This is a genomic window from Rhodoblastus sphagnicola (genome assembly GCF_002937075.1).
Lineage (GTDB): Bacteria > Pseudomonadota > Alphaproteobacteria > Rhizobiales > Beijerinckiaceae > Rhodoblastus > Rhodoblastus sphagnicola.
In genome coordinates, this window is sequence record NZ_NHSJ01000071.1 from 1 (window position 1) to 20,639 (window position 20,639).

The window sequence follows — 20,639 nt, forward strand, 5'->3', positions numbered from 1 at the left end:
CAATGCGTCACCCAGAACATCCGGGCCAAGATCGTCGACGCCGAGACGGCGCGCCGCCAGAAAGCGGTGCTGGACACGGCCATGGCGATGGACATCGAGCAGACCGATCCCGCGCGCGCGTAAACGGTCTCGATCATCTTCGAGGCGGCGCGCAGGTCTCCCTTGCGCGACAGCAATCGTCCCAGCAGGGCGGCGGCCGGGACCAGCGTCGGCTCCTTCTGGAGCGCGGCGCGCAGCAATTTGATGGCGCGCGCGGGATCGGTCTGCTCGATGTCCATCGCCATGGCCGTGTCCAGCACCGCTTTCTGGCGGCGCGCCGTCTCGGCGTCGACGATCTTGGCCCGGATGTTCTGGGTGACGCATTGGTGCGCCGCCTCCCAGTCCTTGGTCGCTGTATAGCGGTCGAACACCGCCTGTCCCGTCCAGCTCAAGGCGCGGGCGCCTTGAGCCTGGAGCGCGAGGGCGTGCGCGGCCTCCTGGTCGCCGCGGCGCAGGCTCTCGGCGTGCAGGCCGCGCAGGCCCAGCAATTTTGTGTCCGCGCGCGCGGTCATGAGGCGGAACGCCTCTTCCGCCTTGGCGCGGTCGCCGGCCAGTTGCGCCGTCTGCGCCTCGAGCAGCAGGGTCAGCGGTTCGCTGGGCAGATGCCGTTTGGCTTCCGCGCTGGCTCTTTTGGCTTGCTGCAAATCGCCGGCGCCGGCGGCGACAATGCCGCGCGACAGCGCCTCGATGCCGCGCTCGCGGCCGCGCGCGCGCCGCGCCAGCGCCAACAGCGAGGGAATGTTGAAGAGGAAGCGGATCAGGCTCCACAGCAGGCCCAGCGCCACCGCCGCCGCGAGGACGAAGGCGCAGCCGACCAGCGGCGATGTGTCGATGTGATAGCCGAACCACTCGACGGCGAGCGACCCGGGCGTCTCGATCAGAATGCCGAGGCCCCAGGCGGCGGCGGCGATCAGGGCGAGGAATATCAGCGTTTTGATCATGGGAGACGCCCGAATTTTCAGAGAAACGTCAAGTGTTTGCTTTGCCCACACGCGCCCGTCTTTCGACGGGCTATGGCGCCACGTTGCGCAACGCGGCCTCGAACTCGGCCCTGGCCGCGCCTTCCGCCGCGAGGCGGACATTGGCGGCGCTGGCCCAGTCGGCGGTCACCGCGCGCGACGCCTCCGGCAGCATCGCCTGCTCCGCGACGGCGCCGGCGAGATCGCCCGCGTTCAGAAGTTTCAGCGCCTTGGCGACATGCGCCGCCGCTTGATCCTCCGGCGAAACGGCGGGAGCTGTCGGACCGGCGGCCCGCAGCTTGACCAATTTGCTGGCGTGGGTTTCGAGATAGGTGATGACCTTTTCGCCCGGGCTTTTGGCCGCGTCCTCGGCGGATTGTTGCGGCGGCGGCGGCGGCGCGGCGGCGGCGACAATTCGCGGCGACAGCGCCGAAAACTCCGCCGTGAGCTTGGCGAGCGTTGGCGTCGACAGCCCCGCGCGCATTTGCGCGATGCGATCCGCATCGCCGCCCAGACGCTCAAGCCCGCCGATCAGCGCGGCGGCGTCCCCGCCCTGGCGCAGCGCAGCGAGGGCCGATTCGGCCAGCACCACCCGCGCCGCGGCGTCGGCCGCCCGCGTCGATGCCACTTCCGGCGGCTCCTTGGGCGCATTGAGCTTCGCCTCGGCGGCGGCGAGCCGCCGCGTCATCTCAAGGAGTTGCGTCTGAGTCTGCGCCACTTGCGCCTGGGTGTCCGAAAGTTCCGCGCGGGTATCCACCAGATGCTCGACGAGTTCCCGCTCTCGAACGCTGGGGCCGTCGGCCGCATCGGCCTTCGCGGGCGCCGCTTCCGCCTTGACGCCGGCGGGCGAAGCGGGAGCCGGCTCCGCTTTCTCGACGACGGCGGGCGGGGGCGCGCTCGCCGGAGTTTCGGCCTCTTTCGCGGGCGGGGCTTCGTTCTGGGCGGAAGGCTCGCTCGGCGTGGGCGCGACGTCGGGTTTCGCGGCCTCGGACCTGTCGCTCGCGATCTTGGCGCTTTCCGGGGGCGCGGCCTCGGTCTTGACACTCTCCGCGCTCGACGCATCCGGCGGTGCGGCGGCGGCTTTGACGGTGGGCTTGGCGGCGTCGGTGTCGGCTGGAGCGGACGAAATGTCCGGCGCCCCGTCCCTGGTTGACAGATAGTACCAGCCGCCGATCAGCGCCACGCCGACGACGGTGGCCAGGGGCAGAACGGATTTCTTGCGCGGCTTCCCGGTCTGTTCCGTTTCCAGCTTGGGTGGAGCCGCGTCTTCTTTGAGCGGTCGAGCCGCGTCATCTTTGAGCGGCTGAGCCGCGTCTTGGGGCGGCCGAGCGAAGTTTCGCGGCGCCGGCTTGACCGCCGCGGATGCGGGCGCGGTCTTGAAAGGCGGCGGGGGGTCGCTTTTCTGGACCTTAGGCCGCACGGGTTCGCTTTTCGGCGCGGGCGCGGCGGCGGCGACCGGCGGCTCGACTTTCTTCTCGGCGGGCGGCTGGGCAGGCTCGCTCTTCGACGCGCCGGAAACCTCATGCGTCGAAGGTGATTCGAGCTTGGGTTGCGATTCGTCGGGAGTCTCCGAGGCGTTTCCCTGGATCGCCGGCGCCGGTGGCGCTACGGCAGCCGGCCTGTCGTCGCCGGCGAGCTTCGCGGAGGCCTGTTGATCCTCGCCTTGTCCGTTCTGCGCGTTCATGCTGCGGTTCCCTGCCGTTCGCCGGCATTATAACGGCCGCGCGCATCGGGAAAACCCCAGTTTGACGCGCGACGGCCTTTTTCTATCACTAGAGCGCGATGCGTTTCCACGGAAACGCATCGCGCTCTAGGTTCTTTGTTTTCGCATGATCTTTTCCAAAAACCGGTGTCCACTTTTTGGGATCATGCTCTAACGGGCGGCGATCGCCTCGGCGATGGCGACCGTGCGCCGCGCCATTTCGGCGTGGAGCCGCTCCACCATCTTGCCGTCGATCTGCAGCGCGCCCTTGCACTGATTCTCGGGCAGATCGAACGTTTCGATGATCTTCCGCGCGAAGGCGACTTCTTCATGAGCCGGGGCGAACACCTCGTTGCAGATGTCCACTTGTTTGGGATGGATCAGGGTCTTGCCGTCCATGCCGAGATCTCGGCCCTGCTCGCATTCGGCGCGGAAGCCGGCCTCGTCAGAGAAATCGTTGTAGACGCCATCGACGATATCGACGCCATGGGCGCGCGCGGCCGCGACGCAGATCGACAGATAGGTCAGCATGGACTGGCGTCCGGGGGTGAGGCGGGCGCGGGTTTCCTTGGCGATGTCGTTGGTGCCCATCACCAGGACGGCGAGGCGCGAGGCCGGGTCGAGCGCGGTGCGCAGGATGGACTCGGCGTTGAGGATGGCCGTCGGCGTCTCCATCATCGCCCAAAGCCTGGTGTGCTCGGGCGCGCCGAGGTCGCGAATCGCCTTGGCGGTGAGGGTGATGTCGCCGGGGGTCGAAACCTTCGGCAGCAGGATGGCGTCGGGACCGGCGGCGGCGGCGGCGGCGAGGTCGGCCTTGCCCCAGGGAGTCGAGGCGCCATTGACGCGAATGACGACCTCGCGGCCGCCAAAACCGCCGGCCTTGACGGCGGCCGCGACCTGCTCGCGCGCGATGTCCTTGGCGTCTGGAGCGACCGCGTCCTCCAGATCGAGGATCAAGGCGTCTGCGGCGATCGTCCTGGCCTTTTCCAGCGCGCGGGCGTTAGAACCGGGCATATAGAGCACGCTGCGGCGGGGACGGAGGCTGGTCATGCGTTCTCCTCGATGGCGCCGGGCGAGTCTAGCCATGTTTTTCGCAAAACGACGCGTTTAAAAAAAGCAACGCCGCCCGGGCCACGATTTCGCGGTCCGCTTCAGCGTCAAGCCTTACGCAGACAACCATAATCACTTGCCCAGCTTCACGCCATCGTCATTTTGACGCGATCAGGTATCTTTTGTCGCGCCGTTCCGGTCGCGCGCCCGCTTGCTCCCCGGTCGTATTCCGGCGATAGATGCGCCGGAATGTCGCTCCGGCGGCGCGGAGACGTGGTGAAATGAGCGTGTCGATTTTCCCGAAACGGCTCACCGAGGGCTATGAGAACTTTCTTCAGGGGCGCTTCGGCCGGGAGCGCGAGCGCTTCGAGGATCTGGCCCGGAGCGGCCAGAACCCGGAAATTCTGCTGATCGGCTGCTGCGATTCGCGCGTCTCGCCGGAACTGATTTTTGACGCGGGGCCGGGCGAAATGTTCGTGGTGCGCAATGTCGCCAATCTCGCGCCGCCCTACAAGCCCAACGACGACTACCACGGCACCTCCGCCGCGATCGAGTTCGCGGTGATGGGCCTGAAAGTCAAGCATGTCGTGGTGATGGGCCACGCCCAGTGCGGCGGCGTGCGCGCCTATACCGAGATGCAGGCCGATCCTTACATGCGGCCGCTGGCGCCCGGCGACTTCATCGGCCGCTGGATCCGGTTGCTCGGCCCGGCGGCCGAAGGCCTGGGCGCGCCAACCGAACCGCTTCAGGAATGGTCCGAGCGGCTGAACCACGAATCGATCAAGCAGAGCCTCGCCAATCTGCGCAGCTTTCCCTATATCGCCACGCTCGAAGCGCGCGGCTGGCTGAGCCTGCACGGCGCCTATTTCGGGGTGGCCACCGGGGAATTGCTGGTCCTGAACGACGCGGACGGCCAGTTCCACCAGGTTTCCGCCGAGGCCTATCGCCAAGCTTTCGCCGCTACGCCGAGGTTTTGATCGCGCCTATCCGGTTAACGCAGACACTCACGACATGAAGAGGGAGCGGCGCGCTCGATCTAACGGCAGAGGTCGGTGGGGAGCGGGCATAGCGTGAAGGACCGGTCCCGAGAAAACACCAGTCAATGGCTGAATGAGCAGGGATGCGCCAAGACCGACCTCTACGCCGGCAACGATCATCTCGTTTGCGCCAAAGCGTCGAGGCGCAAAACTGCTAAAGTTAAGACCTCGTCCTGATTCCAAGAAGTGTGACGTCATGACGCTGCCTGCCGTATCGCCGTTGCTGAACGGGTTGTTCGATATCGCCCGAGCAAAATATAGGGCGGAAAATGAAGCGTGGGTGAAGCTATCTTACAGTCTCTCCGGGCAGTTCAATCTGGTCAATGCAGTGACGAGCATTCAGAGCGAAGGCGATCTCGACATATTGCTGAGGTGCCTTGAGGATGAGTTCAAAACGAACAATGGTGCATCTGGAATGGAGTTTTCTGTCCACTACCAGTTGCTGTTTTCCGAAACGTGGATTGTTGGATGTTACGAAATCCTTCGAGCGTTTCAACAGCGGGATCGCGACGCTGTTAACTCTCACAGGCCTACGTCCGGTATATCCGAGTTGGACAGCTTCAAATCGATTTTCACCGATTTCGAACTCTTGCGGATGCCCATAGCAAAATTTGAAATAGCAAAGGACAAAAGGCTGGAGCAACCCCTGCCGATGCGCCGCGTCGGTGACGATGAAGCCAACCCGATCGAGTTCTATGACCCGAAAGACCCCAGCCGATTCCATCTAATGCCAAAAGGCGTATCGCGGCGTGGTTCGGCACAGTGGCTCGCTTTAGACGTCCAAAATTCGCGGCAGTATTGGGTAGAGCGCCGTGATCTCGCGGATCGCCTATTGTCGTTGCTCAAATAAGTGAAAGCACCGATGAGCTAGAGGCCGAGCAAAACAGTGCTACGCAGGCAGGGCGAAAATACGCATGATGCTTCCGTGCGACACCGCTAAAGAGATGCACCGGCTGCAACATTGGATCAACGAATACGCATTCGACTGAAACCGGGAAAGGCCGCTGGCGACAAAGCACCTACCATCGCCAGAAAAGCTCGAAAGACGCCTTCGATCTGGAATCGACCGATCAGACGGTCTCGATCTGGCTCGCGACTGCGTCCATATTTGGTGTGTGTCCGCGTTAACCGGACAGGTGCGGTTTTGATCTCCGGCGCGGCGGCGGCGCCATCCAAAAGCCCGCCTAAAAGATGGCGCCTTCAGTCGTTTTGCAGGATCACGTTGCGGACGATCGGATAGACCTGATTCTCCCATCTCCTGCCGCTGAACACGCCGTAATGGCCGACGCCGGCCTGCAAATGGTGCTTCCGGCGGAAGGGTTTCAGGCTGGAGGCGAGATCGTGCGCCGCCATGGTCTGGCCCACGGAGCAGATGTCGTCGCGCTCGCCCTCGACCGTGAGCAGCGCGGTTTTCCGGATCGCCTTGGGGTTCACCGTCCGTCCCCGATATTGCAGCGTGCCCAAGGGCAACAGGTGATCCTGGAACACCCATTGCACGGTTTCCAGATAAAATTCGGCCGGCAGGTCCAGCACAGCGAAATATTCGTCGTAGAAGGCCTTGGTTGCGTTGGCCTTTTCCACTTCGCCGCCCGCCAGATGGTGAAACAGCTCCACATGCGCCTTGATATGGCGGTCGAGGTTCATGGCCATGAAGGCGGAAAGCTGGATGAAGCCGGGATAGACGCGGCGGCGCGCGCCCTTGTAACGCAGGGGAACACGGGCGATGAGATTTTTCTCGAACCAGGAAATCGGCTTTTCCTTGGCGAGATCGTTGACCTTGGTCGGCATGATGCGGGTGTCGATCGGGCCGGCCATCAGCGTCATCGAGGCCGGTTGGGCGGGATTGTCGTCCTCGGCCATCACGGCGGCCGCGACCATCGCTTGCACGCAGGGCTGGCACACCGCGACCACATGGGCGCCGGGGCCGATATGCTCGAGGAAGCGGATCACATGGGCGACATAGTCGTCGAAGCTGAACGCGCCGTTGTCGAGGCTGACGTCGCGGGCGTTGTGCCAGTCGGTGAGATAGACGTCGTGGTCGGCCAGCAGCGTGATCACGGTCGAGCGCAGCAGCGTGGCGAAATGCCCGGACATCGGCGCGATCACCAGCACGCGCGGTTGCGGCGTCGCGACATCCTTCCTGAACCGCAGCAGCGTGCCGAAAGGCATGGTCAGCGCCACCTCCTCGACGACCTCCACCTCCTCGTTGCCGACCCGCACGCTCTTGATCCTGTAAGGCGGGCGCGTGTGGGTGAGGCCGGCGCGGTCCACCATCTGATAGGCGGCGGACATGTTGCGGACGAGAATGTTGGCGCCCGCGTGTCCGTTCAGCATCTCGACGGCCATGCGCGCATAGGCTTTCACCGGCGCCATCAGGTCGGAGTGGGCTTGATAAGCTTGATACAGCATTCGCGGACTGTCCCTTCGCGCGCTCCGGCGATGGGAGCTTAGCATCTTTGTATTATGTCAAAACCGTCACGTTTGACAGATGGTCGCGTACCTTTGGCTAATGGCGAAATCGCAAGCGCGGGTTGCCGCAGGCGCCGCCTCGGGATTGCGGGGCGAGCGCCGTAATTTTGCGCATTGCCTTGAGGCCGGGGAGTGCTACCTTCGCCCCGCCTGGGGAGCAAGACAATGGCCAAAACGGTCCTGACCATCAGCAGCAAGAATTATTCGTCGTGGTCGCTGCGCGGATGGCTCTTATGCAAGATCGCGAAACTCGAATTCGAGGAGCGGCGGCTGTCGATCGACGACGCGGGGGCGCGCGCCGAACTGCTGCTGCTGTCGCCCTCGTTCCGCACGCCGGCGCTCGACCATGACGGCCTGCATGTGTGGGACACGCTGGCGATCGCCGAATATCTCGCGGAAATTTGCCCGAAGGCGGGCATTTTTCCCTTGGCGCGCGCCGCGCGCAGCCACAATCGCTCGGTCTCGGGCGAAATGCACTCCGGCTTCGCCAATCTGCGCTCGGCTTTGCCGATGAACATCAAGGCGGAATTTCCCAATTTCCGCGTCTGGTCGGGGGCCAAGCCCGACATCGAGCGCATCGCGCAGATTTTCCGCGAGTGTCTCGATCAATATGGCGGCCCGTTCCTGTTCGGCGCCAAGCCGACCGTGGCGGACGCCATGTTCGCGCCGGTCTGCTCCCGCTTCGCCACCTATCACGTCGCGCTCGATTCCGATTCGGCGGGTTATCGCGACCACATCCTGCGTTGGGCGCCCATGGTGGAATGGGCGGATGAGGCCAAGGTCGAACCCGACGAGATGGAGGAGCTCGACGTCGAATTTTAGCGAAGCGCCCGCCAGAGCAAGACCTTGTCCTCCTCGTCGAGCGGCGCCGAGGCGCCGGGCGGCGGCATGGCCGAGGTCAGGACCGCCGCGCGTAAAATCGCCGCCGCTTTTTTTTCGATCATGTCGCGATCGGTGAGATCGAGACCGGCCGGGGCGGTGGCGAGGCCGGGCCAGACCGGCGCCGCAGCGTGGCAATAGCCGCATTTTTCTTCGATCAGGTTTTGCGCCGCCGCCGGACCGGGGTGGACAAGCCGCGCGATGGCCTGTCCGGCGTTCTGCGCGGCTGTTTCCTCCGGCGCCCTCGGCCAGGCCAGCGCCAGCATCGCCATGAGCAGCACGGCGGCGGACGCGGCCAAAGTCCAGTCCCAGCCAAGGCCGCGCGCGCGTTTCAAGAAAAACCGGCGGATCAGAAAACCGGCGCCAAGCGCCGATACGGCCACCCCGATGCGATGCGGCCCGGCGAACAGCAGCGGGGCGTGGCCCGACAGCATGAAGAAAATGACGGGCAAAGCCAGATACTGGTTGTGCAGGGCGCGCGCGCCGGCCGCCCTCGCTTCGGCCTCGTCGGGCGCCGCGCCGGCGCGCAGGGCCGCGAGCCGGCGGCGTTGCGCCGGCGCGAGGACGTGGGCGATATTGCCGGCCATGAGCGTCGCCAGATTGGCCCCGATCAGCGGAAAGGCGGCGCGTCCGGCGAACAGGACGCACAGCGCGGCGGAGAGCGCGGCGCAAAAAACCAGCAGGACCGCAACCGAGGCGTCGCCCGCAAGGCCGCTCCGCTTGTAAAAGATGTCATAAGCCAGCCAGACCAGCGGCAAAGCCGCGAGCGCGACCGTGATCGCCGCCCAGGGCGGGGCGTCCCAAAGCCGCGGATCGATCAGGTAAAGCCGCGGTTCGGCGCAGTAGATCAGGCAGACGAGCGCAAAACCGCTGACCCATGTGGCATAGGCCTCGAATTTGAAATGCAGCGCCGGTTCGCCGGCCTCCACTTCCGCCGTCCGAGACAGGCGGAACGCGGCGCCGGCGTTGAAAAACAGGGTTTGCGCCGCGCCGCCCCCCTCACGCGGCCGCATGGCGAGGTCGAGACGGACCAGGGCGAAGGCCGAACCCACCCAGACCATGGCGGCGACCACATGCAGCCAGCGCAGCAGAAAGACGGCGTCGTCGCGCAGCAGGTCGAGCAACATGGCGGTCACATCCAGCGGGAACCCCCGCGACAATACCAGCGATAGCCGGCGAGGACGACCAGGATGATGAACAAGGCGGCGAGCGTGACGTCGGAGAGGTAATGGCCGCCAAAGGCCATGCGCAGCACGGCTGTCGCCAATGTGAGCACAAGCGCGGCGGCGACGGCGTAGGGACGCGCGGGCGGCGGCGTCAGCAAGGCGGGGGCGAGGGTCCAGGCCGAGGCGCCGGTCTCGCCCGAAGGAAAGGAGCAATTGGTCGGGCATTCGCCATCGACCTTGTAAAACGGCCGGAACGCCCATTCGCCGCCGAATTGATCGGTGAGGACCGGGCGCGGCCGTCCCGTATGCTCCTTGAGCAATCCGTTGAGCAGCAGACCCGGACCGAGCGCCAGGGTGGCGATCAGGAAAATCACAGCGCGGCCGTCGGGTCCGCGCGTGATGCGGCCGCTGCGCCGCAGCGCATAGGCGCCGAGACAGAAGGCGAGCGCGACATAAGGCGCGTCCCAGAACACGGTCCGCGCCACGTCGCCGGCGGGGCTGCCGGCGGCGATGAAGACGCCGTCGCGAAAAAACGCCCGCGCGGCGGCAAGGTCGATCCCGGGCGCCAGCGCAAACAGCGCCAGACCCGCCAAGGTCAGGATCGTCACGAAGATCATTGTCGATTTTGGCGACACGCGCAGGGAGCCTCGGTTTGTTGTCTCTTGTCGGGAACGACTAGCGTCTAAAGATTTTTTAGGCCAAATTCCACCCGTGGAGCCGCAATTCGTTCTCGGGCGCCTTGGTCGTCTATATCAGGAGGGGACATTGCCCCGTGTGGATTTCTGGTATGAATTTGCAAGCACCTATTCCTACCTGTCCGTGGTCCGCATCGAACAGCTGGCCGAGGCGACCGATGTCGCCGTGCGCTGGCGGCCGTTCCTGCTGGGGCCGCTGTTCACCGCCCAGGGCTGGCTGAATTCGCCCTTCAACATTTTTCCCGCCAAGGGCCGCTATATGTGGCGCGATATCGAACGCATCTGCGCCGCGCGCGGCCATCCGTTCACGCATCCCCCGGGTTTTCCGCAGAATTCCGTGAATGCGGCGCGGCTGGCGCTGGCGGTTCCCGAACAGCGCAGGTCGGCGTTTTCCCGCGCGGTTTTCCGCGCGGAATTCGAGCAAGGGCGCGTCATTTCGGACGAAGCCCTGCTGGCGGACATCCTGCGCGACCTCGACCTGCCGGCGGACCTGATCGACGAGGCGAAGTCCGACTCGATTCGCGCTCTGCTGCGCGAGGAAACGGAAACCGCGCGTAAAATCGGCCTGTTCGGCGCGCCCAGCTTCGTTACGGAAGATGGCGAATTGTTCTGGGGCGACGACCGCCTGGAACAGGCCCTTGACTGGGCGAGCCGTTCGTGAACCCTGCGCTCATGAGCCCCTTGCCCGAACTGACTCCGGAAGAAATCGAACGCTATGCGCGCCACATCCTGCTGCGAGACGTCGGCGGCCCCGGCCAGCGCAAGCTCAAGGCCGCGAGCGTCGCGGTGGTCGGCGCCGGGGGCCTGGGCGCGCCTTTGCTGCTCTATCTGGCGGCGGCGGGCGTCGGCCGGCTGAAAATCATCGACGACGACACGGTCTCGCTTTCCAATCTGCAACGCCAGATCCTGTTCGCCGACGAGGATGTCGGCGCGGGCAAGGCGGGGCTGGCGGCGGCCGCGATCAAGAAACTCAATCCGAATGTGGCCGTCACGGTCGAAGCCGTCAGGCTGACGCAGGTCAACGCGCGGGACCTGATCGAGGATTGTGACATTGTCGCCGACGGCTCCGACAATTTCGACACGCGCTACATCGTGTCGGACGCCTGTTTTCATGCGAAAAAGCCGCTGGTGACGGCGGCGGTCGGGCAGTTCGACGGCTCGCTCACCACCTTGCGGCCCTTCGAAACCGCGCCCGACGGGACGCCGAATCCGACCTATCGCTGCCTGTTCCCGGAAAAACCGCCGCCGGGCGCGGTTCCGACCTGCGCCGAAGCGGGGGTGCTCGGCGCGCTGACCGGCATGGTTGGCGCGCTTATGGCGCTGGAGGTGATCCGCGAGATCGTCGGCTTCGGCCGCTCGATGGTGGGGCGCCTCGCCCTGTTCGATCTGGTCAACATGCGGTTCGAGACGCTCAGCTACGGCTGGGACGAGGACAATCCGCTCAACGGCAAGGGCGCCCCCTCCGCATAAGAACGGGGAGAGGGCGCGGAATGCGGTCCTTCTGAATCAGATCGCCGCGACCACCGCGATCTCGACCTTGTATTCCGGCGCGACCAGCTTGGCCTCGACGGTGGCGCGCGCCGGCGTGGCGCCCTCGGCCACCCACGCATCCCAGGCCAAATTCATATCCGCGAAAGTGGAAATATCGGCGAGATAGATGGTCGCCATCATGATCCTGGTCTTGTCGGTCCCGGCTTCCGCGAGCAGCTTGTCGATCTGCCCGAGGATTTCCCGGGTCTGAATCGTGACGGGCGCGCCGGCCGCCGTTTCGGCCACCTGTCCCGCGAGGAAAACGATGTCGCCGCGCACGACGCCCTGGCTCATGCGCTTTCCGGGGTGAAGTCTCTTCAGGCTCATGGGTAATCTCCTTTGCCTGCGCCATAGACCAAGGCGCGCCGGCGCACAAGCTTGGAGAAAGCCGGCGCGCCCACACTTTTGCGAACTGCTCAAGCGCTCTGGAGACCATGATGCACCTTGCCGCCGGCGCCTTTCCCGACCGGCTCAATTTTGGCGTGTCAAGGCATGTGCAGGGCGATCTCGCCGGCGCCTCGCGGGCCTATGAGCAGCTCTTGCGCGATTTCGGGCCGCATGCGGAAGTCTCGCGTCTGCTCGGCGTGCTCGCCGCGCAGGCCGGAGACAGGGCGCGGGCGCTTGACCTGCTCGGCGAAGCTTTGGCCCTGCAACCGAATCATGCCGTCGCGCTCGACAATCGCGGCGTGATCCTGAAGGACTTGCGGCGTTATGACGCGGCGCTGGCCGATTTCGACCGCGCGCTGGCGCTCGAACCGGACTCGCTTCCGATTCTCAACAACCGCGCCATCGCCCTGCTGGCGGCGGAGAAATGGGACGCGGCGGCGTTCGCCTATGAGTCCGTGCTGGCGCGCGCGCCGGATCATGCCGGCGCCTGGAACGATCGCGGGCTGGCGCTGAAAAACCTGGGCCGGACCGACGAGGCGCTGGCGAGTTTCGACCGCGCTCTCGCCGTGCGGCCAGGATTTGCCGACGCGCTCAACAATCGCGGCGTCCTCCTGAAGGAATTGAAGCGCTTCGACGAGGCGCTCGCCGCCTATGACGCGGCCCTGGCGCTGTCGCCCGATTACGCCGACGCGCATCACAATCGCGGCAATGTTTTCGTCGAACTCGACCGGCAGGACGAGGCCGGCGCCTGCTATGACCGGGCGCTGGCGTTGAAACCCGGCGACCCCGAAATCATGTTCAGCGTCGCCAATTTCTTGTTGCGCATGGGCCGCTTCGCCGAGGGCTGGCGGCTTTACGAAAGCCGGTTCGCCCGCGCCTGCGTCACCGACCGCTTTTCGCGTCGCGGCCTGCCCCGCCGCCTCGTCGAGGGGGCGCCGATCAACGGCCTTCGCCTGTTCATGTTCTGGGAGCAAGGCCTGGGCGACGTGTTGCAGTTCTGCCGCTTCGCCAAATTGGCGGCGGAGCAGGGCGCCCATGTGTCCGTTGCCGCGCCGCGCCGCTTGCACCGGCTGCTGAGCACGCTCGGCGCCGGCGTCGTCTGGCTAGACCAAGACGAGGCGCCAGAACAATTCGACGCGCATCTCCCGCTGATGAGCGCGCCGGCGCTGCTCTGCGCCGGGCCGGAGAGCTGGGGCGCCTTGGCCCCCTATCTGCGCGCCGAACCGGAGCGCGTCGCCTATTGGCGCGAAAAGATTGACCAGGGTCTCCCGCAAGCCGGTCAAAGGATTGGCGTCGCCTGGCGCACGAATCTGGCCACTTCCGCCGGCCGCGACCGGGGTTTCGATCCGGCCTTGCTGAAAATCCTGGCGGAGCGGCCGGGCGTTCGGCTGATTTCCTTGCACAGGCGGGAACAGGGCGACGCTCTGCCGCCGCCCGAGGCGCGAATCGAAATCCTCGAAAATTTTGACGCCGGTCCCGATGCGTTTCTCGATACGGCGGCGGTGATGGAGACATTAGACCTCATCGTCACCTGCGACACATCCATCGCGCATCTGGCGGGCGCGTTAGGCCGTCCGACCTGGCTGGCGCTGAAACATGTCGCGGAATGGCGCTGGCTGCGCACCCGAACGGACACGCCGTGGTATCCGAGCGTTCGGCTGTTCCGCCAACCCGCGCCGGGCGACTGGGCCGCCGTGTTCCGCGCCATGGCCGCGCGCCTTCCGAGCAAGCTTTAGCGCCTTTGTTTGAGCAGGATTTTTATCCGAAAACCGGTGGCTGCTTTTCGGAAATGCTGCTTAGGGCGCCAGCGCCTGTTCGAGATCGGCGATGATGTCGCCGGCGTCCTCGATGCCAGCGGACAGGCGAAACACGCCATCGCCGGCCCAGGCGCGATAAGCCTCGGCGTCCCGGCCCTCCAGGGCGAAGGAGGTGCGCAGCAGGTCGTCCGTGGGGATGTGAAAGATCAGGCTGCGCGTCTTGCCGAGCGAGACGGCATAGGCGACCAGCTTCAGCTTTCGCGCCAGCCGTCGCGCCACCGCTTCGCCATCGTTGATGACAAACGACAGCATGCCCGAAAAATTCTTCATCTGGCGCTGCGCCAGCTCATGCTGCGGGTGGCTCGGCAGGCCGGGATAGATCACGCGCGTGACGCCGGGCGCCGTTTCGAGCCAGGTGGAGATCGCGCGCGCGTTGTCCGCGTGGGCGGCCATGCGCTGCGGCAGCGTTTCCAATCCACGCGAAATCAGCCAGGCGGCGAACGGATTGAGGACGGCGCCGAGATGAATCAGCGCATCCCTGCGCAGCGCCTCGATGGCGCCGCGCCGTCCGATCACCGCCCCGCCCAGCGCGTCGCCATGGCCGCAGGCATATTTGGTCAGGGAATGGACGACGAAGTCGGCGCCGAGTTCCAGGGGCTTTGTCGCGATCGGCGTCGCCATGGTGGAATCGACCGACAATTCGGCTCCGGCGGCGTGGGCGAGTTGCGCGATGGCCGCAATGTCCGCGAGACGCAGAATCGGGTTGGCCGGCGTCTCGATGTGAACGAGCTTGGTCTCCGGCCTGAAGGCGTTGGCGACGGAAACGAGATCGGAGGCGTCGACCGCCGTCACCGCGATCCCATATTTCGGCAGCGTCCGGGCGAATTCGGCGACGCCCGCATAGCAGACGTTCGACACGATGAAATGATCGCCCGCTTGCAGCTTGTGCAGGACAAGGCCGGAGACAGCCGCCATGCCGCTGGCGAAGGTCAGCGCCGCCTCGCCCCCGTCGAGGCGGGCGAGGCGTTGCTCCAGCGCCGCCGCGCTCGGGTGGGACCAGCGCGCGTAAAAATGCGGCGCGTCGTCGCCAAGGTCGCTGGCCGAAAAGCCGATCACATCGGGATCGGCGTAATAGCTGGTGGCGGGGACCAGCGGATTGAGCACGGGTTCGCCGGGACGGGGTTCGCTCAATCCGGCGTGGACGGCGGTTGTGGCGGGCTTCAATGGGGTTCCCATCACGCCGGCGCGAAGAAGGGCGAGGCCATCGCGATGCTGGCTTGCGCCGTGGCGTCGGCGTCGAACAGGCGCACCGACAAATTGCCGTTGACCTGCCGGGCGAAGGGCGTGAGCAGGCCGTCGATATAGGCTTGGGCGTTTTCCTGCGTGTCGAAGGCGTAGAAACCGCCGACGCTGTGGGTGTTGACGCCGGACAGCCAGGTTTTTGAAAGAAGGCCGGGAAACTTCTTCATCTCGACATTGATCGGCGCCCAATCGATTTTGTCGAACGGGATGGACACCTGATATTCGGCGTAGACATAGACATGCGGTATGGCCATTGAGTTCTCCTCTTGACGGTCAAAAAGTTTCGTTGAAGGGGCGCAGATCCAGTTCGTGGGACCAGGCGCTGCGCTCCTGCTGGTGCAGGCTCCAATAGACGGCGGCGATCGCCTCGGGCTTCAGCCGACCGCTCGCGCCGCGCGCCTTGTAGAAATCCGGGAAGTTGGCTTTCGCGTAGTCGCCGTCGATCACGCCATCGATGACGATATGGCCGACATGCACCCCCTTTGGCGCGAATTCGCGCGCAAGGGCCTGGGCGACCCCGCGCAGCGCCGCCTTGGCCGAGGCGAAGGCGAGAAAAGGGTTTCGCGCCCGCAGCGACGCCGTGGCGCCGGTGAACAGCAGCGTGCCGCCGCCCAGCGCGGCGAGGCGACGCGCCGCCTCGCGCCCGACCAGAAAGCCGGCGAAGGCGTTTTGGCGCCATAGCGCCTCGAAATCGGCGGGCGAGGTTTCGAGCGCGGGGGCGGCGCGATTGCCGCCGACGTTGAAGACGACGAGGGCCAGCCTGCCTTGGGCTTCCGCGAAATCGAAGGCCGCGGCCACCGCCTGTTCCTCGGTCGCGTCGGCGGCGAACGCGAGAACATCGAGATTTTCCGCGCGAAAAACCTCCTCCTGCCGCGCCAGACGTTTGCCGTCGCGCGCGACCATGACGGTCTTCAACCCCTCGGCGGCGAAGCGGCGCGTCAGGGCGACGCCGAGCCCGCGACGCGGGCCGACGCCGAACACCAGGGCGACGGGCGGCCCTTCGGCCGCGCGCGATTGTTTGGTCATGCGGAAGCTTTACGCCTTCTTGAAGACAAGAACAAAATTGTTGGCCGGCAACTCCAACACCTTGTCGAGGATGACGCCGTGGGGCGCGGCGGCCTTTTCCAGATCGCGTATGTCCTTCAAACCCCATTCCGGCACTTTGGCGGCGAGAATCTCCTTGTCGAAGGCGGCGTTGGATTCGGTCGTGTAGGCGCCGTCGCGCTTGAACGGACCGTAAATCGCGATCAGCCCGTCCTCCTTCAGCACGTTCTTGCCGAGATGGGCGATGCCGTCATTGATCGCCACCGGCGCGACCTGAAAAATGTTGATGACGAAAATGGCGTCGTAACGCTTTTGCGCCGGATCGGGGAAGCTCGCGGGATCGGTCAGGTCGATGCGAATGGGGTCGAGCACGTTGGCGTTGCCGGTTTGCGCGCGCTTGGCCTTGATGCTCTCGAACACGTCCACGTCGTAATCGGAGGGCTGGAAGGTCAGGTTGGGGAAATGCGGCGCGAAATAATTGACATGCAGGCCGGCGCCGGTGGCCAGTTCCAGCACGTCGCCCTTTTCCGGCAGCAGGGATTTCAGCGCGGCGAGAATCGGCTCCTTGTTGCGATTGCCGGCCCAGGCGACGTAGGGGCTGAGCGGATAGGGGTCGATCGGGGGACGCGGGGCTTCGGTCATGCGGGAGGCTCCTTTAGGTGAGAGATCAGGCCGGCGTGGCCAGAAGGCCGGAGAGAATGGCGTCCACGGCGCTGTTCCAGGCGGGATCGACGCCGAACAAGGCGAGATGGCCCCAGACCGAGGACACCCGCTTCAGCGCGGAGCCGGGAACGAGTTTTTGTTCGGCCTCGATGTCTTCGAGCGGGAAGAACACGTCCTCGTCGGTGGCGATGACGGCGGTTTTCGCCTTGATGCGGCCGAGCGCCGCGGCGAGGTCGCCGCCCGCAAGGCGGGACACGTCGGCGTCGCGCCATTTGCGCGCCAGCAGGATGAGATTGTTGGGGTCCTGCGGCAAAAAATGGTTTTCGACAAAACCGGCGACGAAATCCTCCGTATCGGTGAAACCGAGTCCGGCCCAACCGCGCGTGTTGAACAATTTTTGGGTGAAGCCCGAGGCGGCGAAGACACGCGCATGGGCGCGAAGACCGCGATGGACCGCGCCATCGGCATACCAGCCGTCGTCGAAGGCGGGGTCATTGGTGATGGCCTCGATGAAAGTTTGCGCCAGCAGGCGGTTGTGCGCGGTTTCGCGCGCCGTCCCGGCAATCGGCGCGACGCGGGCGACGGCGTCGGGATAACGCGCCGCCCATTCCCAGCTTTGCTGCGCCCCCATCGAGCCGCCGAGCACCAGGGCGAGACGCTTGATGCCGAAATGTTCGGTAACGAGCCTGTATTGGGCGCGCACATCGTCGCCGATGGAGATTTGGGGGAAGGCGGCGGCGTTGAAGGGCGCCGGGGTGTTGCTCGGCGACGAGGATAGCCCATTGCCGATCTGGTTGACCAGAATGATGAAATATTTGTCTGTATCGAGCGCGCGGCCGGGGCCGACATAGGCGAGTTCCAGGATTTTGGATGTTCCGGAATACCAGGTCGGAAACAGGATGGCGTTGGACTTTTCGGCGTTCAGCTTGCCGAAGGTCGCGTAGGCCAGCTTCAGTCCTCTGAGTTTGCCGCCGGACTCGAGCTCCAGATCGCCCGCGTCAAACAAATCGAACGGGCCATGAACGTCCTGGTTGTAATACTCTGAAGTCATACCCTGCGCTCCCTTGCGGAGAGCGAATGTAAACGCTTGATATAATGGATGTAAATGAGAATGATATTTCGTTGATCGGCTGATTTTTAGAATGTTTCGCTTGGCGCGCATCTCGGGTGACTTGATTATATTTTCATCACTCGCACAAGATATCGCCAGGACACGGGCCAGAGTGCGGGCGGCGAATCTCGCGCCAGAAGGTTCGCCATGTTTGTCGTTGCGCCCAGGATAATTCTTTAAATAAGGCCAGTTTTATAGGATAATTTGAGGCGCTGTCATGAAACGGGCCGCCGCCCGGCGCGTCGAGGGTCCGCGCCACGGCGGCGGGACGATGGACCGGGATGACGCGGAAGCGCAACTGAGCACGGCCTGATCCTGCAGGCGCTTGAGGCTCGGCCGTGACCGAGCGCGCGCCCGGCGATTGCGCCGCCAAGGCTGCGGCGATCTGAACTTTTCCGTCAACCGGCGGTCCTTTTCCGATCGGGAGCAGAGGCGCCGTGGCAGCGCTTGAATTTTTGGCCGCTGCCGCAAGGACAGGGCGCGTTGACACCGATCTTTTCGCCCGGCGGCGGCGCCAGCGCAGCCGCGAGGCGGCGCATCGGCGCATCGACATGGCGGAAGAACGCCCGGTAGCCCTCGCACAGATAGTTCACATCCGCCCCGCCCTCGGTCGCCTTGACGAAGCGGTTCTTGGGGCATTCGCCGTGACAGGCGAAAAGCACGTCGCAGCTCTGGCAGCGCGTCGGCAGGGCGTCGCGTTTGTCCAGGCCAAACCGTGCGAGCTCCGCGCGCGCGGCGAGATCGGCCAGGGGCGTTTCGAGCAGATTGCCGAGACGATGCCGGGCGTCGACGAAATGGTCGCACATGAACACGTCGCCGCCATGCTCCAGCACCAAAGCCTGACCGCAGGTTTCGGCGAACACGCAGACCGGGGCGGGTTCGCCGACGCGGGCCGCCAGCGCGGCTTCGAAAATCTGCACGGAGACGCGGCCGACATCGCGCCGCAGCCATTCGTCGAAAATTTCGATCAGGAAACGCCCCCATGCGGCCGGCGCGACCGACCGGGCGGAGATCTCGCCGGATTCGGCGCGTTCGACCACGGGAATGAACTGGAGGAAGCGCCCGCCCGCCGCGTCGCGCAGGAAGCGATAGACCTCCAGCGGATGCGCCGCATTGGCGGCGTTGACGGTCGCGAGAATGTTGAATTCGACGCCATGGCGCCTCAGCCGCGCGAGGGCGCGCATCACCTTGTCGAATGTACCGTGTCCGGCCTTGTCGCGGCGATAAAGGTCGTGGCGATCCGCCGGCCCGTCGAGGCTGATCCCGACCAGAAAACCCTCCTGGCGCAGAAACGCGCACCAGGAATCGTCGAGCAGAATCCCGTTGGTTTGCAGGCTGTTGGACACGATCTGGCGCGGCCGGCGATACCGCCGCTGCAAGGCGACGGCGCGGCGGTAAAAATCCAGGCCCGCCAGCGTCGGTTCGCCGCCCTGCCACAGGAACACGGCCTCCGGCCCGGATTGCGCGAGATATTGCCGGATATAGGCCTCCAGAACCTCCTCGGACATGCGGAAGGAACTGCCGGGATACAGGTCCGTTTTGGCGCGGAAGAAGCAGTAATCGCAGGCGAGGTTGCAGGCCGCGCCGGTCGGCTTGGCCATGAGCTGGACGGCGCCTCGCCGGCTCATGCGCGCAACCGCCTCGCGCGCGCGGCGCGGTCGAGGGGGAGACTGACGCACAGAAAAACCGCCGCCGCCCCCGCGCAACAGATCAGCCCGAGCCAACCTATGGCGGCATAGTTTCCGGCATCGCCCGCCGCGCCCGCCAACACTGAACCGGCCGCCTGGGACAGCAGCCAACTGGCGGTGCAAAGAGTCGGGAGCCGCCCGACGGGATCGAGCGCGCAAGCCGCGCCGATCAGGGCGGGATAGGCCAGGAACCACAGCGCGTAATTGGCGACGAAGGCGATGGCGAAGGCCTGCGCATTCGGGGGCGCGGCCTGAACGAAACAGGCGGCGCCGCTGGCGAGCAGGAACAGCAGCGCCGGACCCGTCCGCCCGAACCGCGCGCCGAGCAGGCCGCCGCCGACGCAGGCGACAAATCCCAGAACATTGCTGAGGCTGGTCAGGGCGCCGAAGCCGGCGCGATCGATGCCGGCCGCCAGTCCGATCCGCTCGGTGAACGGCCAGATCGCCAGCGAGCCGAAGGTGAACAGCGCCGTCGCCGCCAGCATGGGCAAGCTGTGCCGCAGGCTCGGCCAAGGCTGACGGCTTGGCGCCAAACCCGGCGCCGGCCTGCGCCCCGGCGCGCCGGACGGCTGCAGCAGCATGAACGGGATCAGCGCCAGCACAAAGACGCCCAGCGCCAGGAACATGCCGGGCCGGCCGGCGAGTTCGCCCGCTTTCGGCAGGGCGAATCCCATCGCTGCAAACAGCGCGGTCTGGATCGCCATCGCGAAGGAAATGGCCTGGTCGGGATTTTTGGTGCGCGCGGCGAACACGTTGACGGCGGTGTTGAGCAGGCCGAAGCCGGTTCCGGTGGCGACGCGCAGCAGCACCAGCAGAACATAGCTGTCGAGCACGGCCGACAGGATCTGGCCGGTCGCGGCCAAAAGGGCCGCGACGCAAGCCAGGGCGGGCAGCGACAGCCGGCCGGCGCGCGGGGTCAGCAGGAACATCGCGGCGGCATAGGCGAGCATTTCCGTCATGCTCCAGACGCCCATGCGCGTGGCGGAAAAATGCAGCTCCTCGATCAGGCCCCCGACCACGAACGGACCCAGCGAATTCATGCTGTGCGCCGCCGCGTCCACCGCCCCGACGGCCAGCCAGTCGCGCGGCCGAAGCCGGCCGGCCGGCCGCGCCGCCGGTTCGACGGGCGGGAGCGGGGAGGAGAGCGGGGCTTCGGTCACG

20 protein-coding genes are annotated in these 20,639 nt (G+C 65.5%); 6 read left to right on the plus strand and 14 right to left on the minus strand.

The annotated features are described in order from the left end of the window. From CCR94_RS11225 to CCR94_RS11235, 3 genes are all read right to left on the minus strand, one after another. A partial coding sequence (locus tag CCR94_RS11225) for a heme biosynthesis HemY N-terminal domain-containing protein (RefSeq protein WP_275112812.1) occupies positions 1-980 on the minus strand: 980 nt, incomplete at its 3' end. Between the two features lie 70 nt (positions 981-1,050). After that, complete coding sequence (locus CCR94_RS11230) at positions 1,051-2,682, minus strand: hypothetical protein (RefSeq protein ID WP_104507943.1); 1,632 nt, start codon at positions 2,680-2,682, stop codon at positions 1,051-1,053. Positions 2,683-2,871: 189 nt separating this feature from the next. Next, on the minus strand, positions 2,872-3,750 hold the full coding sequence (locus CCR94_RS11235) for an HpcH/HpaI aldolase/citrate lyase family protein (protein WP_104507944.1): 879 nt from the start codon (positions 3,748-3,750) through the stop codon (positions 2,872-2,874). 281 nt (positions 3,751-4,031) lie between these two features. Here CCR94_RS11235 and CCR94_RS11240 point away from each other — a divergent pair, with 281 nt between their 5' ends. Together CCR94_RS11240 and CCR94_RS11245 are read left to right on the plus strand one after the other, a co-directional pair. Continuing rightward, positions 4,032-4,727: a carbonic anhydrase gene (locus CCR94_RS11240; RefSeq protein WP_104507945.1), complete on the plus strand. Its 696-nt coding sequence runs from the start codon at positions 4,032-4,034 to the stop codon at positions 4,725-4,727. Positions 4,728-4,983: 256 nt separating this feature from the next. Next, positions 4,984-5,637, plus strand: a complete 654-nt coding sequence (locus CCR94_RS11245) for a hypothetical protein (RefSeq protein ID WP_104507946.1) — start codon at positions 4,984-4,986, stop codon at positions 5,635-5,637. Positions 5,638-5,987: 350 nt separating this feature from the next. On the opposite strand, the gene CCR94_RS11250 is transcribed toward CCR94_RS11245, so the two are convergent. Next, the gene (locus CCR94_RS11250; protein WP_104507947.1) at positions 5,988-7,196 is read right to left on the minus strand and encodes a polyhydroxyalkanoate depolymerase; all 1,209 of its coding nucleotides are present in this window, start codon (positions 7,194-7,196) and stop codon (positions 5,988-5,990) included. Between the two features lie 225 nt (positions 7,197-7,421). On the opposite strand from CCR94_RS11250, the gene CCR94_RS11255 reads away from it, so the two are divergent. Then, on the plus strand, positions 7,422-8,078 hold the full coding sequence (locus CCR94_RS11255) for a glutathione S-transferase family protein (RefSeq protein ID WP_104507948.1): 657 nt from the start codon (positions 7,422-7,424) through the stop codon (positions 8,076-8,078). Here the strand turns inward: CCR94_RS11255 and CCR94_RS11260 are convergent. Next, the gene (locus CCR94_RS11260) at positions 8,075-9,262 is read right to left on the minus strand and encodes a urate hydroxylase PuuD (RefSeq protein WP_146089965.1); all 1,188 of its coding nucleotides are present in this window, start codon (positions 9,260-9,262) and stop codon (positions 8,075-8,077) included. The genes CCR94_RS11255 and CCR94_RS11260 overlap by 4 nt on opposite strands. A gap of 5 nt (positions 9,263-9,267) precedes the next feature. Further along, on the minus strand, positions 9,268-9,918 hold the full coding sequence (locus CCR94_RS11265; protein WP_104507950.1) for a phosphatase PAP2 family protein: 651 nt from the start codon (positions 9,916-9,918) through the stop codon (positions 9,268-9,270). Between the two features lie 157 nt (positions 9,919-10,075). On the opposite strand from CCR94_RS11265, the gene CCR94_RS11270 reads away from it, so the two are divergent. Next, positions 10,076-10,657, plus strand: a complete 582-nt coding sequence (locus tag CCR94_RS11270) for a 2-hydroxychromene-2-carboxylate isomerase (protein ID WP_338052985.1) — start codon at positions 10,076-10,078, stop codon at positions 10,655-10,657. A gap of 11 nt (positions 10,658-10,668) precedes the next feature. Beyond that, entirely contained in the window at positions 10,669-11,466 is a 798-nt protein-coding gene (locus tag CCR94_RS11275) for a HesA/MoeB/ThiF family protein (RefSeq protein WP_184421391.1), read from the plus strand. 36 nt (positions 11,467-11,502) lie between these two features. Here CCR94_RS11275 and CCR94_RS11280 read toward each other — a convergent pair whose 3' ends face one another. Further along, positions 11,503-11,853, minus strand: a complete 351-nt coding sequence (locus CCR94_RS11280) for a RidA family protein (RefSeq protein ID WP_104507951.1) — start codon at positions 11,851-11,853, stop codon at positions 11,503-11,505. Positions 11,854-11,963: 110 nt separating this feature from the next. On the opposite strand from CCR94_RS11280, the gene CCR94_RS11285 reads away from it, so the two are divergent. After that, positions 11,964-13,649, plus strand: a complete 1,686-nt coding sequence (locus CCR94_RS11285) for a tetratricopeptide repeat protein (protein WP_158254719.1) — start codon at positions 11,964-11,966, stop codon at positions 13,647-13,649. Positions 13,650-13,709: 60 nt separating this feature from the next. On the opposite strand, the gene CCR94_RS11290 is transcribed toward CCR94_RS11285, so the two are convergent. From CCR94_RS11290 to CCR94_RS11320, 7 genes are all read right to left on the minus strand, one after another. After that, positions 13,710-14,894: a trans-sulfuration enzyme family protein gene (locus CCR94_RS11290; protein WP_244594033.1), complete on the minus strand. Its 1,185-nt coding sequence runs from the start codon at positions 14,892-14,894 to the stop codon at positions 13,710-13,712. An 11-nt stretch (positions 14,895-14,905) separates the two neighbouring features. Next, complete coding sequence (locus CCR94_RS11295) at positions 14,906-15,226, minus strand: YdhR family protein (RefSeq protein WP_104507954.1); 321 nt, start codon at positions 15,224-15,226, stop codon at positions 14,906-14,908. 19 nt (positions 15,227-15,245) lie between these two features. After that, a complete protein-coding gene (locus CCR94_RS11300) occupies positions 15,246-15,998 on the minus strand; it encodes an SDR family NAD(P)-dependent oxidoreductase (RefSeq protein ID WP_104507955.1) in 753 nt (250 codons plus the stop codon). A 9-nt stretch (positions 15,999-16,007) separates the two neighbouring features. Next, positions 16,008-16,658 (minus strand): DUF938 domain-containing protein, encoded by a 651-nt coding sequence (locus tag CCR94_RS11305; RefSeq protein WP_104507956.1) that lies wholly within the window; start codon positions 16,656-16,658, stop codon positions 16,008-16,010. A 25-nt stretch (positions 16,659-16,683) separates the two neighbouring features. After that, positions 16,684-17,730, minus strand: a complete 1,047-nt coding sequence (locus CCR94_RS11310; protein ID WP_104507957.1) for an alpha/beta fold hydrolase — start codon at positions 17,728-17,730, stop codon at positions 16,684-16,686. Positions 17,731-18,188: 458 nt separating this feature from the next. Further along, a complete protein-coding gene (locus tag CCR94_RS11315) occupies positions 18,189-19,418 on the minus strand; it encodes an anaerobic sulfatase maturase (RefSeq protein WP_104507958.1) in 1,230 nt (409 codons plus the stop codon). After that, positions 19,415-20,638, minus strand: coding sequence for an MFS transporter (locus CCR94_RS11320; RefSeq protein WP_104507959.1), 1,224 nt, complete (start codon positions 20,636-20,638; stop codon positions 19,415-19,417). Before CCR94_RS11320 ends, CCR94_RS11315 begins: the two co-directional genes overlap by 4 nt. Position 20,639: the final 1 nt, after the last annotated feature.

What these genes read in the sequence shown, in the direction of transcription:
- CCR94_RS11230 (WP_104507943.1), bottom strand. Translation starts at nt 2,682, where the DNA reads ATGAACGCGCAGAACGGACAAGGCGAGGATCAACAGGCCTCCGCGAAG.
- CCR94_RS11235 (WP_104507944.1), bottom strand. Translation starts at nt 3,750, where the DNA reads ATGACCAGCCTCCGTCCCCGCCGCAGCGTGCTCTATATGCCCGGTTCT.
- CCR94_RS11240 (WP_104507945.1), top strand. Translation starts at nt 4,032, where the DNA reads ATGAGCGTGTCGATTTTCCCGAAACGGCTCACCGAGGGCTATGAGAAC.
- CCR94_RS11245 (WP_104507946.1), top strand. Translation starts at nt 4,984, where the DNA reads ATGACGCTGCCTGCCGTATCGCCGTTGCTGAACGGGTTGTTCGATATC.
- CCR94_RS11250 (WP_104507947.1), bottom strand. Translation starts at nt 7,196, where the DNA reads ATGCTGTATCAAGCTTATCAAGCCCACTCCGACCTGATGGCGCCGGTG.
- CCR94_RS11255 (WP_104507948.1), top strand. Translation starts at nt 7,422, where the DNA reads ATGGCCAAAACGGTCCTGACCATCAGCAGCAAGAATTATTCGTCGTGG.
- CCR94_RS11260 (WP_146089965.1), bottom strand. Translation starts at nt 9,262, where the DNA reads ATGTTGCTCGACCTGCTGCGCGACGACGCCGTCTTTCTGCTGCGCTGG.
- CCR94_RS11265 (WP_104507950.1), bottom strand. Translation starts at nt 9,918, where the DNA reads ATGATCTTCGTGACGATCCTGACCTTGGCGGGTCTGGCGCTGTTTGCG.
- CCR94_RS11275 (WP_184421391.1), top strand. Translation starts at nt 10,669, where the DNA reads ATGAGCCCCTTGCCCGAACTGACTCCGGAAGAAATCGAACGCTATGCG.
- CCR94_RS11280 (WP_104507951.1), bottom strand. Translation starts at nt 11,853, where the DNA reads ATGAGCCTGAAGAGACTTCACCCCGGAAAGCGCATGAGCCAGGGCGTC.
- CCR94_RS11285 (WP_158254719.1), top strand. Translation starts at nt 11,964, where the DNA reads ATGCACCTTGCCGCCGGCGCCTTTCCCGACCGGCTCAATTTTGGCGTG.
- CCR94_RS11295 (WP_104507954.1), bottom strand. Translation starts at nt 15,226, where the DNA reads ATGGCCATACCGCATGTCTATGTCTACGCCGAATATCAGGTGTCCATC.
- CCR94_RS11300 (WP_104507955.1), bottom strand. Translation starts at nt 15,998, where the DNA reads ATGACCAAACAATCGCGCGCGGCCGAAGGGCCGCCCGTCGCCCTGGTG.
- CCR94_RS11305 (WP_104507956.1), bottom strand. Translation starts at nt 16,658, where the DNA reads ATGACCGAAGCCCCGCGTCCCCCGATCGACCCCTATCCGCTCAGCCCC.
- CCR94_RS11310 (WP_104507957.1), bottom strand. Translation starts at nt 17,730, where the DNA reads ATGACTTCAGAGTATTACAACCAGGACGTTCATGGCCCGTTCGATTTG.
- CCR94_RS11315 (WP_104507958.1), bottom strand. Translation starts at nt 19,418, where the DNA reads ATGAGCCGGCGAGGCGCCGTCCAGCTCATGGCCAAGCCGACCGGCGCG.